Origin of the sequence: Stenotrophomonas sp. GD04054, assembly GCF_029836955.1 — a bacterium.
Taxonomy (GTDB): Bacteria; Pseudomonadota; Gammaproteobacteria; order Xanthomonadales; family Xanthomonadaceae; genus Stenotrophomonas; species Stenotrophomonas maltophilia_A.
On the sequence record NZ_JAOECR010000001.1, the window covers coordinates 145,903 to 160,785 of the forward strand.

Consider the following 14,883-nt stretch of genomic DNA (forward strand, 5'->3'; position numbering starts at 1 on the left):
CTGGCTCACAGCACCCCGGGATTGGCGCGCCACACCGCGAAGTTCAGCGCCGAGGCGAACGATATCCAGGCCAGATAAGGCAGCAGCATCACCGCCGCACCGCGATGGAGGCGTGCGAATGCAACGATCGTTGCGCACACCAGCGCGATCAATACAAGGATGTCGAGAAAGGCCAGCGCGCCCAGTTTCCAGCCGAAGAACAGCCAGCTCCAGAGCGCATTGACGGCCAGCTGCACCAGATAGAGCACCAAGGCCGGTTGCGCGTTGCGCCAGCCGCGTTCGCGCCACACCAGCCACGCCGCAATGGCCATCATGGCGTAGAGCAGGCTCCATACCGGGCCAAACACGCTGGCAGGCGGTGCCCAGGCGGGCAGGCTGAGGGTGGTGTAGAAGCTGGCGGCGGAGGCCGATGCCCATGCGCCGACTGCGGCCGCCGCAAAGGTGACCACGCCCCATCCCAGAAGACCCAGAGCCTGTGAACGCCGCTTCATTCCGTACCGCTCCATCCTGCGTTTACCTCTCATACGAACGGAAGCGGCAAATGGATGCAGCCCGGGGCGATCAGTCTGAAGAACCTGCGGCGCTTCCACCTTCGGCAGCCGGCAACAGCGAAGGGCGCTGATCGAACCATTCACGCGCCTTGGCCAGATGCCACTGGCGCTGTTCGCCATCAAGCTCGATGCCCGCGCCCAGCAGCCCCCAGCGGAGGTAGAGATCGCCACGCTTGCGCCGCTCCAGCAGATCCAGCCGCGCACGTACCGACAGGCGATCATTCTCGGCCTGAAGTCCGTCGATCACCAGATGCCCCGGGCGCCAGCGCAACGTGGCCTGTGCATCGACCTGGCCGGAATCCAGCAGGGACAGCGTCCAGCGCGGGTAGTCGGCGCGCTTGGCGAACACGGCCAGCAAGGGGCGAGCATCGCTCAGGGTCAGATCGGTGGTGGCGTCCACCTGGAACGGGGACTGCGCGTCGATGCGGCCCCGCTTGAACACAGCACGGCCTTTCCACGCGCTGCTGGAATCGGTGCCCGCCACCTGCACATTGCGCAGTTCCACGGTGGTGCCGGACAGATCGAAGTGGCGCTGGTTGAAGTCCCCGCGGCGAAGCGTCGCGTTCACGTCGACATCGCCGCCCATGTCCAGGCCCGCCACCTTGGCGCTGGCATTGCGACCCAGCAACCGCGCGGTGCCATGGCCGACGCGGCCATCGGTGTCGAGCGTGGCGTCGCCGCTGAGGCTGCCGGTGCCACGCAGCAGGCGCACCTGTTGGGAACCAAGGTAGCGGTTGTAGGCGGCCAGGTCCGGGATGGTCGCTTGGCTGAAGCGCAGCCGCGCACGAACGCCCTTGCGCAGTTCCTGCAGGCGGCCATCGCCGGTGAGGTCCACGGCCAGGTCGCGACCGTCGAACAGGCGTACATCCTTCGCATCGCTTGGGCGAGCGGTGAAGCGGGGCAGCCGGATCGCCAACTGTGCCTGAGTGGGGCTGCCGGCCTTCAGCTCGCCATGCGCACTGGCCGTGCCGGCCAGCCGCACGCCAGCTACCTCGGCCACGGCGGCAGCCGAAGGGATGTCCACGGTACTGCCTTCGATCAGTTCGCCATTGCGCAGGCGCAGATCTGCTTTCAGGGTGCCGCCGCCATCCAGCTGCAGCCACGGCTTGCGCACGAACAGGGCAGGGATCCAGTTGAGCGAGGTGAAGGTCCATTCGCCGCGCACGGTGCCGGAGCTGCGTTCCAGCAGCTGGGCAGGGTGCTGGAAGGGAATCTCGCGCCCGGTGATGTGCAGGTCGGCATCGATGCCGGCGGCCGAATCCGGGCGTGGCGGCAGGCGGGCCTGCAGGCGCAGGTCGTTGGCCACATTGAGCTGCAGGGCCAGCACACCGCGATTGGGCGCGCCATCGCCGAGGAAGAGCGGCACCTGCCAGAGCGCGCGGTCACCGGGTTGCAGTTGGCCGTCGATCAGGTGGACCGCTAGTTGCAGGCGTCCGGGCACGGGCGCGCTGGATATCTTTGGCGTTGTGGCATCCGTATCCATGCGCAGGCCCTGGCTGCGCGCATCCACCTCAAGTTGCGCATGCAACAGCTTCAACTTGGCCAGGCCGGGCGCCTGGTCGCGATAGTGCCGCGGATAGCTGAAGCGCGCGGTCAGATCCATGTCGCCCAGCAGCTGCACGCCGTCATAGCTGGTGTCTGCCTTGCTGAACGAGACCTCGGAATCGAACAGTTCCGATGGGCCGCCGCGCAGCTGCTTGAGGAACCCGACCGTGCCCTGGCCCTTGCCGATGATCAGCAGCCTGCCCAGCCGGGCGCTGCGGATGCTGTCGCTGTGGATGGCGTCGAAACGCAGGGTCCAACCCTGGTCGCTGCGCGGGGGCGACGGAATAGCGTCCTCGACGCGGCTGATTTCGGCCGACACGCCTGTGGCCTGCAATCGGGGAACCCGCACTTCGCGACGGAACAGGGGCAGCACGGCCAGCCGGGCGCTGGCGCGTTCGGCGTGCAGTACGTAGACGGTGTGGTTGACATGGCCGCGCATATGCACGTTCCAGGCAATGACGTGGCCGGGCAGCAGCGTGATGGCCGGGCCGGTGGTCATCACGAACTTGTGCGGCTTGCGGTTGGTGACCTGGTCGAACAGCGGGGTGTTGAGGAAGATGTTGCCGGCGAGCAGGTAGAGAATGTACACGCCCAGCAGGATGTAGCCAGCGACGCGCCATCGGCGGAGCCGGTGTGGGATGCGCGCGGAAGTAGGGGGCATGTACTGCTCTAAGGGCCGGAATTCACTCAACTATTGCCGAACCGATGGCGGTGGCGCGTGAAGCGGGTACGGGGCGCTTGCTGGATTCTGCTAGTGTCCGCCTGCCCACTACGCCGATCCGCGAGGAATCGCATGGAAATCCGAGCTGCCACCGCCGGTGACTTCGACGCCATGTGGGCGATTTTCAAGGCGGCCATTGCGATGGAGGATTCGCTTCCGTTCGCCGTCACCTTCGAGGCCGGCACCTTCCGGAGCCATTGGTTCGGAGTGCAGGCGGCCTTTGTGGCCGTTCTGGAAGGGCGCGTGGTCGGAATGTACAAGATGGGCGCCAACTACCCGGACCTGGGGGCGCATGTGGCCAGCGCCACCTACGTGGTCGATCCACTGACGCAGGGGCGTGGCATCGGGCGGGCGCTGGTGACGCACAGCCTCGATCGCGCGAGGTCGGAGGGGTTCCTGGCCATGCAGTTCAATTACGTGGTCAGCACCAATGCACCAGCGGTTGAGCTGTACCGGAAGCTGGGCTTCGCTGTGGTCGGGACGCTACCGGCGGCGTTTCGGCATCGAGCGCTGGGGTTGGTTGATGTGTATGTGATGCACCGGTTTCTATAGGGCGACGTGGGGTAGGGGGCTTACAGTAAGGGGCCGTCGCTGGTTCCGCGCACGAAGGCGGCGGCCAATCGCAGTGCGTCGTCGCTGCCACGATCGCCACGCAGGGCGTTCGCCAGTCGGCCGGGCGTGACTCCTGTCCAGCGGACAAGGTCGCGCGTGGCATGGGCCTGGTCGCTGTAGCCATGGCGTGCGGCTGCAGCGGCAATGCTCGTGGCTTCCTCATCAAGTGTATGCAGAATTGCCTGCAGACGGCACACACGGGCGTACTCCTTCGGAGTCATGCCCACCGCAGCCAGAAAGCGGGATTGCAGGCCGCGCAGGGACATGCCAAGCCGCCGCGCCAGTTCGGCGATGCGCAGGTCACCCTCCATCGCATCCAGATCTGCTACGGCCTGTTCAACACGCTCGTCCAGGATGAAGCTGGCGCAACGATCCCGCAGGGCCTGCCAGAGAGGCTCGGGCGTGTTGATGACCGCACTGGCGCGTGCGGCGGCACTGAAGGTATCGGCAAAGGAGGCATCCAGCGTGTACAGGTCCGGGGCCTGGTCACGAAGGCCGGGTAAGCGGGCACCGGCGATCAAGGCGCTCGCGGCCGGCTGCAGGCGCACACCGATGCAGAACACCGCACCAGCGGCTTGCAGCCGGATAGGCCCGCACTGCTGTGCAGCGAAACAGAACGGTAGATCGGAACGGATACGGCCATCTGCGCCATGCAGCTGCAGCGGCACGCCCAGTTCGGCCAGCAGCTCGCACCGGCCATCGGGATAGATGACCTGCACGTCATTCCCGGGTGCATCGTCGCGCAGCCACCAGATGCACTGTATGTGACGGCTCAGGTCGTCGGGGGCAGGGTGCTCGCAGTAGTCCATGCGGCATCGGACGCCATCCTGCGCGTTTTTACAAGCGCCCGAGGTGCCACGTCGATAGCCTGCAGCCAATCCATCCAGGAGGTCAGGACATGGTGAAGTCGAAGGTGGCGGTGTTGGGCGCAGGCCTTGCGTTTGGAAGTGGCGCGGCTATGGCCGCACCGGCCGAGTTTGACTGGCTGGCCGGGCATTGGTGTGGCGGTACCGAGGAGCGCAGGCTTGATGAGGTCTGGCTGCCCGAGGCCGGCGGCGCTTTGCTTGGGATGTCGCGCACGCTGAGCCACGGCGACATGGAGTCATTCGAGTACATGCGCCTGGTGCCTGCAGGCAAAGCGGCTGGCCTGCATGTGCAGCCCAATGGCGTGGCATCAACCACGTTTGTCATTGCTGACCATGGTGCGAACTGGGTCGTGTTCGAGAACCCGCAGAATGACTTCCCGAAGCGAATCGAGTACCGGCGTGATGGCACTGCGCTGAAGGCGAGCATCACCGGTCCGGGAGATGATGGCAAGATCCTGCGGATTCCGTTTGACTATCGACGCTGTGGGGATTGAGTGGGAACGCTGGCCAAGAGCGAGGTCAGGAATCTGAGGACTGGGAAGGCTCAGGCTTCTTGGGCAGCGATCCTGTTCATAACATAATATACATTATGCGAAATGTTGTATCGGTCGGCGGTCGGCTTTGTCGGCTCCGCATGGCAATGGCTGCGGCTCTGGCTTGGCTCTTGCCTCCCTGCAGGCTCCCCCGACAAGGAAGAGCTTGCAGCATGATCGAAATCGATCCGCATGACCGAACTGACCTAACCGGCCCTTGGGCCGGTTTCGGCTTCCAAGCTGGACACATGTTCACTCCCAAAGGTCACCAGCTGGAACCCTGCGATATGGCCTGGTGGTCCCTGATCTGCAACATTGCGCGGGAATGGCGACTGATGATGGCCGAGGCTCGCGCAGACTTGGCTGCGCGATCGGCTCCGGCCCCCACGGGATCCGCCACGGCGAAATCCGGCGTGATCTACCTTGCCGAAGTCCTCAGAATTCGCCGAGAACGGCGGTTGGGCGTCGGTGATCCTGGCTCCGGCGCCGAAACCTGCAATGTGGTCTACATGAGCCGTGGGCCGAGGTCCCGCCAGCGCGTGTGAGGCGCTTCCGTAGGGGCGCTGCCCCTACACCCCGGGGATCTTTCCGTGCTCGAACACCCACCACACCATCCGTGAAATGTAACCGCCGCCAAATAGCAGGACGGATATCTGCAGGAAAACGAGCCGCTTCTGCAGATTGCTCATGAGTGCAATGGAGAGAGCGCCTTCATATCTGTCCATGGCAAGCGTATGCCGCGCGATCCACCTCTCGCCGAATGGCGCGGCCTTAAGAACCAGCCGTTGAACGTCAATTGGTAAGGGGGAAATGTCGTAGGAAGCCGAACCGCCAAGGCGGTCCGTTTCCTTGGCTCCCATCTCATACGCAGCCTTCGCAGCCTGGACGCCAGTACCTGCTCCCTTAGCGGCGAACCCGATCACCATCGTGACAACACACGTGAAAAGCCATGCGGCAAGGACGTTTGCGCCAAGGGCGGCTGCTATTGAGGAGCCGGTGGAGATGGCGGCAATAAACGCAGCTCCGGCTGCGGCGGTCACATACGAGCTTAACGCCCCCACTGAATCTGACGTCGAGAAAGCCACCGTGCGAATCATCAAGCTCGCATGGAACTTGGCTTCGTTCAGATTGCTGGTCGAGAAATCTTCCGCCACCTGGGCCCTCCTGTCACTGTGAGTCCAAAGAATCACGGCTTTGGTTACTTGCATGCACGCCAAACCATGTCGTCCATGCGTCGCCCAACGTCAAATGGGCGATTGGTGCCATAGGCCCGGAAAACGCGCTCACGCTCGGCACGTGCTGCCTCGCACGCGTTGGCGTCCTTGTACTGCGAAACGTGATGTAGCTGGCCGCCACCACCGCCATTTCTGTAGACCGGAGCCGGGCGCGGTGCCGGTTGAGGCGTGACAGCGGCAGAATTCTGCTGCCTGATCATATCCAGGCGACGCTCATTGGCTGCGGATTCGGCAGAGCGCGGGGCAACCTCAACATTCCACGTTTTCGCCGCCTCACCATTGGCGCATGGCATCGACTGGTACTCAACGCGGCCCTTGGTGACGCACTTGTAAATCTGCTGAGCGCCTACTGGCGCAGCCATCACGCACAGCACCGCTGCTGCCGCAATCCTTGTGACCATGACTTCCCCCTGTAGCTGGGCCGAAGCTTACCTCCTTAGCCTTCAGGTTGGCGAGTACGGGCGGGGTCACAGCCTTGTGGGGATCGCTGGCGTGGTCATGTGGCTGCTGCTTTGGAATGAGGGCGTTTCCGGGAAGCTGCCGAGCGCCCTATCCCCACGCGCGATGGCGTTCCCATTGATGACCGCCCCACTCTGCTCGATCCGTTCTGGCTGCGCCGTTGGCTCTGCTTGGCAATGGCTGCGGCTCTGGCTCGGCTCTTGCCTGCCTGTAAGTTCCCCCGACAATTACGAGCCTGTTCCGTCCAGGTGTGCTTTGCCGGCCCCAAGCGGAAGCTCTCCCAAGTTGCCTGGTCTCGCTCTTACTCAAGGCCTTTCTCCGTCGGCGCGAACATCCCGCTCCGCCTTGAGAGATAAGGCATGTTTGAGTTGGTGGTGGAAGTTGTAGCTTTGATATGTCAGGTTTCTTAGAAAACCGAGTCGCTCGAAGAATTCGGCCGGCCCTTGGATCCCATCGAGCAGCCCAAAAAGCTGCGGGGCACTCAGGAACCAGTTGCCGAATGCGAAGGGGTCCTCCCCCTGAAAGCCAAGCTCTTCCCAAATCTGCAGGTGTCCGGTGAGCTTTGGCAACACCTTCTCGTTCAACTTTTTAAACTGACCCTTGAAGGTGTTCTGGATTGCAGGGTCGATCGCTCCGTAGCGAGCATTCAACATCGGCCACATCAGCTTTGAGATCGCAGTATGATCCTGGAAAAAACCAAAGTCGTACAGGGACAAAGCGATGCGATCGACGGTCTGGCCTCTCCAGGTCAAGGTGTGATTCACCTTCCGTGTTTCCTTATCGTAAAGCTCAAGCTCGCCGTGCTTTCGTAACTGCATCTCATGCCCAAAAGACTGCTCCACCGCCGCAACCACGCTGCCGGCGAGCGAGAGCAGTACGTCGACATCATTGCCGTTGGCGGCGTTTCGAGTGAGGGCCTTGGCCTTGGACTCAATGAATGCCAGGTTGCCAGCCTCGTCGATAACGATGTCGCACTCGCCATGGACCTTTGGCGTGTCGTAGTCGCCGGTATGAATCGCAATACCGTGCTGTGCGAACTCAAGTCGAATGAGCGCCTCGGCCCCTGCGCCAATCACCTTGCCCTGGAACGTGTCGGCACCTTCGTACCCGCGCACGGCACTGAGCACTGCCTCCACCATGCCCGGCCCGGCCACGGATCGATCTATGACGATAGCGCGCTTGCCATCCAGCCGGATCAATGGGCGCAGGTACAGGCTGTTGCCTGGGCCAGTTAGCGGATCTGCGCCGCGCACGGTCTGGTCGGTGGGACGGAAGAACTGCGAGTTTGGGCCCGTGGAAGGGTGCGAGAGCACGTCAAACAGGATGTGCTTGGCTAGCACAGGCGCCACGCCCGGAACGGTCTTGGCGATGTGCCGAAGGTCAAGAGAGACCGGACCGCGGCAATCTCCTATGGCCCGGTATAGCTGCTCGATGACGGAGAATACGTCATTTTTCGTCCAACCAGGACCGTAAGTTCTGTCAGCGGGAATCTCGGCCAGCAACGGCCGAAGCATGCGCAGCACATCGCTCGAGCGTAGTTGCGGAAAGGTGTAAATTGAGTCGTAGAGCGCTCGCCTCGTCAACGTCGCAACGAGCTTGTCGGTCGGGATCTGCGCAAAGATCGGCGGTGTGTAGTCCTGGACGTCATGAAGGGCGGCAAAATCCGTTGCTAGGCCGATAAGCTCTTCCCAAGCCTCGTTGCCAGGTCTGCGACTGTTGCGGCGGCAGACGTGCTTGGCGCTCAAGGCGATGAGGTAACCCCAAGGGAAGTCTGGTTCACGCGGACGCCCAACCCTCGTATCCCTGACGATCATGTACCGCTCCGAGTCGGCGTCATACGTTGCAATGGCCTTTCGGAACAACTCTCGGAGCAAGCTTAGTCCACCTAGATCGCCGATCAATTCCTCCAAGCGCGCGATCAACCGATCGTTAGTTTGCTGCGAAAGACGAAGTTGCGTGCGCTCGTGCTCCACCGGGAAACCGCGGTCAGCTAGGCGGCGCGCGGCGCGCGCAACCGCAAACTCGCGCGGGTAGCGCATGTCCAAGTTGTCAGCGTACCACTGGGTCAATAACGACTGCACGCGCGCGGCCTGGATCAAGGCTGTCCAGTCGATCGGCGCCGCGGTCTTGCGAGTATCGGGCGGCGCGGAGATCGAGCTAGCCGCCCCCAAAGTTTTCAATACCGGCTCGAGCGGTTGATCAAATAGCGCGTGCGCATATACGACTTCGGTTGTGAGGTCGCGGAGATGCTCTCGCACCCCGTACTGGTCGGGAGCGCTCAAGGCGCCCAAGCGCTTGTGGATAAGGTCCGACCACTGCGAAAGGCCTTTGCCGTGCGTCGCGATGCCGATGGCCTCCACGGCGGCACCCACGTCTTGTGACGGGTATAGTGCATCGAAGTCCTCGATGATGCGTTGGACCTCGCACAGCATGGGCTTACCTTGGGCGTTTGACGCTATCGTTTCAGACATTACTCGGTTAGCTCAGTCTTAATTAAGACAAACGGTACCGCATCCGGAGATCGTCATTCCACTGGTTCGCACGGGGAGCTAACTAACTAGTTCACTGAAGCGGGGAGTCGTCACTGGAGTGCATCCAAGGGAGCGCTCGGCCACCGCATACGGCAATCTAGGGCAAAAACGCCAAGCGCGAACGGGTACTCAATGTCTCGGTCGATCCAGAGCCATACCCCTGGTAGATCTTCCTAATCGCTACTGGGCTGACTTTGCAGGCGCTAAAGAACCACGCGCAATCTCCAATCTGCTGACATCGTCCGCACGCACAAGTAATGCATGCTTCTGCCCTGAGTCCCAAAACACATAAATATCACCAAAGCGACCCGCCAGTATCAGGCCGCCTTGCACCTTTCCGTCAACAGTCACAGCCACCGTGTGCTCGCTGCTATCGGCAGCGATCTTCTTGGTGCGCTCAGAACCAAGCCAGTTCGAAGAAAACGATACATAGACAAGCATCGCTAGGACATAGACCAGCCATGGTGAGTCCTTGAAGAAGGCCGGCAACACCGCCGACACGCGCACGATCACTGCGCAGATGGCCATCAAAGCTGTGCCTATCAGAAGCGGCCAGCCCTTCGCCCATCACATCAACGCGGCCGTGCCCACAAGGAAGATCGTCAAGACCAGCCATATCAACGGACTGGCCTTGGGCGTGTGCGTTGTCAGTTTGCCCTCAACCCAGCCGCCAAGCAGCAGGGCCACGAGCATGAAGAACAACACCAAACCGATGCCCGCTAAACCTGCCAGCGCAAGCTCACTCACTGCCACAAACTGAAAGGGATCCAGGCCGAAGTGGTCCCAATACGCCTTCAGATAAAAGCCCCCTTGAACCAAGCCAAACGTGACCAGCGCCGATCCCAACCAGCGACATTGGCCATCGCTAGTGCTTTTTGCGTACGTTCCATGTATTGCCCTCCATCAATGCAGCACCCTCACATAGTGACATGCAGCGCCCTACCTCGCAGAATCCAACCCTATTAACGTGACGCGTCACGCTCGATCGCCCCACCCCATTGGCACCCCACCCCTCCCCCACTATAGTTCCAGCCCCCACAAGGACGAGGCGGCGCACATGCCCTATATCGGAATCGGACTCCACGTACTGGCGGCCATCTACTTCGCGGTGCATGCCATCCGCTCGGGCCAGAGCCTCTATTGGCTCATCCTGCTCTTCTCGTTCCCGCTGCTCGGCAGCGTCGTCTACTTCCTGGCGATCTACTTCCCGGAAGTCCGCCACTCGCGCGGCGCCCGGCAGGCCATCCGCTCCGCCAAGCAGCTCATGGACCCGGGCCAGGACCTGCGTAACGCTCGCGCCGAGCTGGCGCGCACGCCCACCGTGCAGAATCGGGTTCGTCTTGGCATGACGCTACTGGATGCAGGCCAGGCCGAGGAAGCCAGAACCCTGCTCGAGCAGGCGGCCAGCTCGCCGCTGGGTGACGATCCCTACATCCTGACCGGCCTCGCCCGAGCCCGCCTTGAGTCCGGGCACGCCGCGCTGGCGGTGGAGACGCTGGACGGCCTGTTCGCCCGCCATCCGGATGTGCGCCGCAAGCCGGAACAGACCCTGCTTTACGCGCAGGCACTGGCAGTTACCCAGGCGCCCGGCACCCGCGCCGCATTCGAGCGCGCCGTGGAATGCGGAAACGATGCGGCCGCTCGCTGCCTCTACGCCGAATGGCTGATAGCGCAGCCGCAACCCGACGATCGCGAGCAGGCCCGCAGCCTGTTCGCAAGCATCATCGACGATGCCCAGCACTGGTCGCGGCATGCGCGCAGCCACAATGCGGCCTGGCTGGAGCGGACTAAGGCCGCGATGAAGGGCTACTGACGCCTGTCGGGCTTTGGCAATCCTGTCGCATCCGCCTCGCTCACGGCTCCGCCGGGCGGATACCGACAGTTCGCAGGCCTGCACCACCGACATCGCCGATAGCATTGCAGCGCAAGGCTCCAGTCTCATTGCGCGGTATGCAACGATTCTGAAAATGTTGAAAGTGGTGTCGGCATCGGCCTTACTGCATTGGCATCACGCATAGGTCCGCGTATTCCTTGCCGTGCCACCGTGCATCGGTGGCCGGGATTCGAAACCCCGGTTCTACGCTGAAGTAAACGCTTGCCAGCCGGCATCACCCATCAGGTGGTGCCGGCTGGCAATCCGTCGGCCGGCTATGGCGGGCGGTGCGCGGAGGCCTTGTGCCTGCCGGTTTTAGCGTAGACCGGGTTTCGAACCTCGCACCGCCCGCCACCTTTATCGGTGGCGGCTTCTGCATGCATGCAAGGAGCCCAGCCATGACCCAGCCCCACTCCCCTGCCCCGCACGCGATCCACGACGCGCCTGCCAACGGTCCTGCGCTGGATCCGAACACGCTCATCGCCCTGCTGCACAGCATCGGCTCCGGCGCCGCGTCCGATGGCCAGCCCTGGCCTGAGCGCCATCAGATGCCTGGGCGGCGCATTGCTCTGGCAGACACCGATTGCTCCTTGGCCGGCCTTCGTGTGGTGCTGGAAATCCTGTTGGCTGCACAGCGTGCCCGCGAGAACGGCGAGTTGGAGCAATACGTCGGCCCGCGCGTCATGGAAGGGCTGATCATGGCCGGGTTGGGGCTTACCGCGCACGCCAGTACGCGGGTGCGACCGGAGACCTGAGAGGTGGGCTGGCGCTGGGCGGCCACCGCGCTATGCCTCGTAGCGGCCGTGGCGGCGCCCGTCCTTTGGCTATCGCCGGCCGTGCCCGAGCGGCTGGCATTCCAGAGCATCGCGGATGATCGCATTTCGCAGCTGCGCCGGCAGGCGATGGCGTTCGTGGAGGCCCGGCAAAGGCAGGGCTTGCAGTTTGTCGAGACGCAGCGGGGTGCGTCGTTGCAGATTCACTGCAAAGGCGTTCCGGTGCTGTGGCTGGAGCGGCGGCCGCCGCATCTGACGATGCGGGTATCGCTGGATGCGGTGCAGCGGGCGCCCGACGTTCTGGCGTTGCGGGCATTGCTGCAGCGGCAGTTGGAGCCCTTGGACTACATGGAACAGGTGCTGGTTGGCGTGCCGGAACCTGTTCTGATGGATCGGGTGTTGTTGGCGATGGCGGGTGATGTGGCTGAGGGTGCGCGATGTGAGGGGTTGGTCGTAGTCGATCAAGCTCGACTCTACGGGGCGGTGGGCGGCGTGGGCTCGGGTTCGTGGGTGGAGCCCTCCAGCAGGGCGACGTAGGTGTCCAGGCGCGTGCGCAACCCGGTCAACAGCCATCCTGTGATGTAGAGCAGTACGAGCGCATAGATGAGGAATGCGCCCAGCTGGCCGACGTCAAAGGCGCTGCTCCAGTCGCCCCATTTCCACTGCCGGAACTGCAGGTAGAGAGCGATCAGCAGCGGAAATGGACCGAGGCGTTGCAGGCCGCCGTAGATCAGCCCCATGCGCTCGATCATGCTTGTGCGCAGGTGGGTGACGTACTTGAGGCGGCGCTCACGCTGGACCCTGGGGAATCCTCGAAGCTCGGCGATCACCGCTTGCCACTGGGCAAACTCGCCGTCCATTTCCTGCGCGTGCGACAGCCGTGGCTGCACGAACTGGCGGATTCCGCGGCGGGCCGCGAGAAATCCGCCGATGACAAAGCCTCCGATCTCCACCGCCAGGCACACCCTGACCAGAAGCAGCGCGGCCGTAAGCGGAAGCCATCGATCAGGCAGCTGGCTGCCGAGAATGCCGATGGCGGCCGCCAGCGCGCCCACGCGCAACGACCACCTCTCCAGCCGGCCGGCCTTGGGGTAGATGCTGTGCTGAGCCAGCCGCTGTACCCGCTGGTAAAGCCAACGGAAGGTCAGTTCCTGCTGCTTCGTCTGGTCCGGCGAATCGACTCCGCCCCCTGCCTGCATGTCCATTGCGTCCCCTGCCCCGCCGGCGGCATCATCCTAGCCGAGCCAGAGCTATCTGAGCAGGTCCGGCAGCGGGTATTGGAAAGGTACGGCGGCGCTCAACCTGTGCCCCGCTCGCCTGACGACTTCACCGCTGCACGCCACGCCGGCCACGCCTGGCCCATCACGTTCAGCGCAGATCGGAGGAACCACAGCGCAATCACTGCACCCGCTGCGATGTCCGGCCAGCCGCTCCCGCCCAGTGCAACACCAGCGGCAGCCGCCAGCACGCCGAGGTTGGCGGCAACGTCATTGCGCAAGCGCTCGAGGGTGCGACTCACTCAGCATCGATCCAGCCCGCAAGGCGAGCACGCGCGAGATCTTCTGGCGTGTCGATATCCAGGGCCAGCTCCGGCGCTTGAAGGGCATGCACGGCATCGATGGGAAGCTGCCTCAAGCGCGCTCCGAAGCCGCGGTCACCGCTTGCACCCACCTGATTGAACCATGCGCGCGGCACCACTGCAGGAACGCCAAGGACGTTTCCGTGACAAGTGCCAGCGCACCCTGACGCCGAAGCGCGGGCACCCAAAAGCAACGCATGCAGATGGGCGTGCTCGATCGCGGGTTGGTCGCATGCCACGACCATCACGGCGGCCACCGCGGGCAGCAGGTGTGTGCCTGCAACCTGCAGGCTGCTGGCCAGGCCGCGTTCCCAGTGGTGGTTGGTTACCGGGGTCGCATCCAGTCCGGCAATGCTGGATGTCACGGCCTGTGCGTTCGCGCCCACCACCACCAGCACCTGCGATGGCGCGAGCTCCAGCGCCAACCGCACTACGCGATGTACCAGGGTCTCGCCCTGCCGGGTCAGCAGCTGCTTGGGCTGGCCAAGCCGGGTGCTCCCGCCCGCAGCAAGCACGACGACCGCATGCGTGGCCGTCATGTGCCAGCGGTGCTTCGCCATTGCTGCAGCTGCGCGGCGATGCTGAGCGAGATTGCCTCCGGCCCGCGGCCGCCGATGTTGAGGCCGACCGGTGATCGAAGTCTGGAAGACAGGCGGTTGCGCTGATCCGGTGTCAGCAGCTTGAACAGGTCCTCGCGCCTTCGCCGGGGCCCCAGCAGCCCAATGAAGGCAACCTCGGTATCGGCCAGGGCCACCAGCGCCTCGCGGTCCAGCTCGAAGTCGTGGTGCATCACCAGCACCGCGTCGCACGGGTCGGCATGGAGGGCCTCGGCCGGGCTCACCTGGAGCTGCGCATCCGCGCCCTGCTCCGCTGAGGACCAGCGCGCTCGTCGTTCGGCTACGCTGACCCGCCATCCCAGTCCCCGCAGCAACGGAACCAGAAAGGGCGTTTCGGGACCGCCCCCGAACAGCAAGGCCCGCGGAAGCCGGGGCAACGGCAAACGCCACGCTGCTTCTCCAAAGAGCTGCGTGCCGTCCATCGGGTTCAGCTGCCATGCCTGCTCGCAATTGCCGGCGCGGAAAACGATCTGCCCCGACGTGCCAAGGTCGCGCTGGAGTGACACGCCCTCGCGGAGCCATGCCTCGATCACGGCGTCGATGCCGGTCATGGCACGCAACGGCAGAAGCGCAATCCGAAGGCGGCCGCGGCAGCCGAGCGCGGACCCACTCAACAGGTCGTCGTCACTGCGGGTGTCGATCTCGATCCAGTCGACCTGCCCTGCCGCGCTCACCTGCTCCGCGCGTCGCGCGAGCTCGGGCTCCAGGCATCCGCCGCTGAGCCAGCCGACCTGGCTGCCGTTGCAGAACAGCACCATGTCGCCGGCACCGGCGTAGGTAGAGCCATCGGTTTCCAGCACCAGCGCGAGCACGGCGTGCTCCCCCGCGCGCACGCGCGTCAAGGCCGCCTCGAGCACGCTACGCGGGCTGCCTTCGGTGAGGAAGCCCGGCGCTGCGGACAGATGCACGGCAGGATCCCTGGGGTCCACTCCCTCTGCCGAAGAGGGCTCCAGCACGGGTGAGGCCACGGGTCGGTCCATGCGCAACG

18 protein-coding genes are annotated in these 14,883 nt (G+C 63.8%); 6 read left to right on the top strand and 12 right to left on the bottom strand.

Translation table 11 applies throughout. From position 1 onward, the window contains the following. Positions 1 to 5: 5 nt before the first annotated feature. Together N7573_RS00690 and N7573_RS00695 are read right to left on the bottom strand one after the other, a co-directional pair. Positions 6 to 491, bottom strand: a complete 486-nt coding sequence (locus N7573_RS00690; protein WP_279911754.1) for a tryptophan-rich sensory protein — start codon at positions 489 to 491, stop codon at positions 6 to 8. A 70-nt stretch (positions 492 to 561) separates the two neighbouring features. Next, positions 562 to 2,757: a hypothetical protein gene (locus N7573_RS00695; protein ID WP_279911755.1), complete on the bottom strand. Its 2,196-nt coding sequence runs from the start codon at positions 2,755 to 2,757 to the stop codon at positions 562 to 564. 132 nt (positions 2,758 to 2,889) lie between these two features. Here N7573_RS00695 and N7573_RS00700 point away from each other — a divergent pair, with 132 nt between their 5' ends. Then, positions 2,890 to 3,369, top strand: coding sequence for a GNAT family N-acetyltransferase (locus N7573_RS00700; RefSeq protein ID WP_279911756.1), 480 nt, complete (start codon positions 2,890 to 2,892; stop codon positions 3,367 to 3,369). A 20-nt stretch (positions 3,370 to 3,389) separates the two neighbouring features. Here N7573_RS00700 and N7573_RS00705 read toward each other — a convergent pair whose 3' ends face one another. After that, the gene (locus N7573_RS00705; protein ID WP_279911757.1) at positions 3,390 to 4,238 is read right to left on the bottom strand and encodes an AraC family transcriptional regulator; all 849 of its coding nucleotides are present in this window, start codon (positions 4,236 to 4,238) and stop codon (positions 3,390 to 3,392) included. A gap of 89 nt (positions 4,239 to 4,327) precedes the next feature. Here N7573_RS00705 and N7573_RS00710 point away from each other — a divergent pair, with 89 nt between their 5' ends. Continuing rightward, complete coding sequence (locus N7573_RS00710) at positions 4,328 to 4,789, top strand: DUF6265 family protein (protein WP_279911758.1); 462 nt, start codon at positions 4,328 to 4,330, stop codon at positions 4,787 to 4,789. A 212-nt stretch (positions 4,790 to 5,001) separates the two neighbouring features. Then, positions 5,002 to 5,373, top strand: a complete 372-nt coding sequence (locus N7573_RS00715) for a DUF3653 domain-containing protein (RefSeq protein ID WP_279911759.1) — start codon at positions 5,002 to 5,004, stop codon at positions 5,371 to 5,373. A 24-nt stretch (positions 5,374 to 5,397) separates the two neighbouring features. On the opposite strand, the gene N7573_RS00720 is transcribed toward N7573_RS00715, so the two are convergent. From N7573_RS00720 to N7573_RS00740, 5 genes are all read right to left on the bottom strand, one after another. Further along, complete coding sequence (locus N7573_RS00720; protein WP_049463371.1) at positions 5,398 to 5,982, bottom strand: hypothetical protein; 585 nt, start codon at positions 5,980 to 5,982, stop codon at positions 5,398 to 5,400. Between the two features lie 44 nt (positions 5,983 to 6,026). Continuing rightward, positions 6,027 to 6,464 (bottom strand): DUF4124 domain-containing protein, encoded by a 438-nt coding sequence (locus tag N7573_RS00725; protein WP_080356585.1) that lies wholly within the window; start codon positions 6,462 to 6,464, stop codon positions 6,027 to 6,029. A 363-nt stretch (positions 6,465 to 6,827) separates the two neighbouring features. Beyond that, positions 6,828 to 8,954 (bottom strand): hypothetical protein, encoded by a 2,127-nt coding sequence (locus N7573_RS00730; protein ID WP_279911760.1) that lies wholly within the window; start codon positions 8,952 to 8,954, stop codon positions 6,828 to 6,830. Between the two features lie 279 nt (positions 8,955 to 9,233). Then, positions 9,234 to 9,581 carry a hypothetical protein gene (locus N7573_RS00735; protein WP_279911761.1) on the bottom strand — a complete coding sequence of 116 codons (348 nt, stop codon included), beginning with the start codon at positions 9,579 to 9,581 and terminating at the stop codon, positions 9,234 to 9,236. Between the two features lie 39 nt (positions 9,582 to 9,620). Next, entirely contained in the window at positions 9,621 to 9,899 is a 279-nt protein-coding gene (locus tag N7573_RS00740) for a hypothetical protein (protein WP_223224611.1), read from the bottom strand. A gap of 211 nt (positions 9,900 to 10,110) precedes the next feature. Between N7573_RS00740 and N7573_RS00745 the strand changes: the two genes are divergently transcribed. From N7573_RS00745 to N7573_RS00755, 3 genes are all read left to right on the top strand, one after another. After that, positions 10,111 to 10,866: a tetratricopeptide repeat protein gene (locus N7573_RS00745; RefSeq protein ID WP_279911762.1), complete on the top strand. Its 756-nt coding sequence runs from the start codon at positions 10,111 to 10,113 to the stop codon at positions 10,864 to 10,866. Between the two features lie 458 nt (positions 10,867 to 11,324). Then, positions 11,325 to 11,681 (top strand): hypothetical protein, encoded by a 357-nt coding sequence (locus N7573_RS00750; RefSeq protein WP_279911763.1) that lies wholly within the window; start codon positions 11,325 to 11,327, stop codon positions 11,679 to 11,681. Positions 11,682 to 11,684: 3 nt separating this feature from the next. Continuing rightward, on the top strand, positions 11,685 to 12,236 hold the full coding sequence (locus N7573_RS00755) for a hypothetical protein (protein WP_279911764.1): 552 nt from the start codon (positions 11,685 to 11,687) through the stop codon (positions 12,234 to 12,236). On the opposite strand, the gene N7573_RS00760 is transcribed toward N7573_RS00755, so the two are convergent. The 4 genes from N7573_RS00760 to N7573_RS00775 all read right to left on the bottom strand — a co-directional run bounded on the left by N7573_RS00760 (position 12,173) and on the right by N7573_RS00775 (position 14,875). Further along, a complete protein-coding gene (locus tag N7573_RS00760; protein WP_279911765.1) occupies positions 12,173 to 12,904 on the bottom strand; it encodes a hypothetical protein in 732 nt (243 codons plus the stop codon). The two genes, N7573_RS00755 and N7573_RS00760, sit on opposite strands and share 64 nt — an antisense overlap. A 92-nt stretch (positions 12,905 to 12,996) precedes the next feature. Beyond that, positions 12,997 to 13,218, bottom strand: a complete 222-nt coding sequence (locus N7573_RS00765; protein ID WP_279911766.1) for a hypothetical protein — start codon at positions 13,216 to 13,218, stop codon at positions 12,997 to 12,999. Beyond that, entirely contained in the window at positions 13,215 to 13,838 is a 624-nt protein-coding gene (locus N7573_RS00770; RefSeq protein WP_279911767.1) for a nucleotidyltransferase family protein, read from the bottom strand. The genes N7573_RS00765 and N7573_RS00770 overlap by 4 nt, the downstream gene beginning before the upstream one ends. Next, positions 13,814 to 14,875 (bottom strand): XdhC/CoxI family protein, encoded by a 1,062-nt coding sequence (locus N7573_RS00775; protein WP_279911768.1) that lies wholly within the window; start codon positions 14,873 to 14,875, stop codon positions 13,814 to 13,816. Before N7573_RS00775 ends, N7573_RS00770 begins: the two co-directional genes overlap by 25 nt. Positions 14,876 to 14,883 lie beyond the last annotated feature (8 nt).

Bases quoted from the DNA above. Each gene is read 5' to 3' on its own strand.
- N7573_RS00690 (WP_279911754.1), bottom strand. From the start codon at position 491: ATGAAGCGGCGTTCACAGGCTCTGGGTCTTCTGGGATGGGGCGTGGTC.
- N7573_RS00695 (WP_279911755.1), bottom strand. From the start codon at position 2,757: ATGCCCCCTACTTCCGCGCGCATCCCACACCGGCTCCGCCGATGGCGC.
- N7573_RS00700 (WP_279911756.1), top strand. From the start codon at position 2,890: ATGGAAATCCGAGCTGCCACCGCCGGTGACTTCGACGCCATGTGGGCG.
- N7573_RS00705 (WP_279911757.1), bottom strand. From the start codon at position 4,238: ATGGACTACTGCGAGCACCCTGCCCCCGACGACCTGAGCCGTCACATA.
- N7573_RS00710 (WP_279911758.1), top strand. From the start codon at position 4,328: ATGGTGAAGTCGAAGGTGGCGGTGTTGGGCGCAGGCCTTGCGTTTGGA.
- N7573_RS00715 (WP_279911759.1), top strand. From the start codon at position 5,002: ATGATCGAAATCGATCCGCATGACCGAACTGACCTAACCGGCCCTTGG.
- N7573_RS00725 (WP_080356585.1), bottom strand. From the start codon at position 6,464: ATGGTCACAAGGATTGCGGCAGCAGCGGTGCTGTGCGTGATGGCTGCG.
- N7573_RS00730 (WP_279911760.1), bottom strand. From the start codon at position 8,954: ATGCTGTGCGAGGTCCAACGCATCATCGAGGACTTCGATGCACTATAC.
- N7573_RS00735 (WP_279911761.1), bottom strand. From the start codon at position 9,581: ATGGCCATCTGCGCAGTGATCGTGCGCGTGTCGGCGGTGTTGCCGGCC.
- N7573_RS00745 (WP_279911762.1), top strand. From the start codon at position 10,111: ATGCCCTATATCGGAATCGGACTCCACGTACTGGCGGCCATCTACTTC.
- N7573_RS00750 (WP_279911763.1), top strand. From the start codon at position 11,325: ATGACCCAGCCCCACTCCCCTGCCCCGCACGCGATCCACGACGCGCCT.
- N7573_RS00760 (WP_279911765.1), bottom strand. From the start codon at position 12,904: ATGGACATGCAGGCAGGGGGCGGAGTCGATTCGCCGGACCAGACGAAG.
- N7573_RS00770 (WP_279911767.1), bottom strand. From the start codon at position 13,838: ATGGCGAAGCACCGCTGGCACATGACGGCCACGCATGCGGTCGTCGTG.
- N7573_RS00775 (WP_279911768.1), bottom strand. From the start codon at position 14,875: ATGGACCGACCCGTGGCCTCACCCGTGCTGGAGCCCTCTTCGGCAGAG.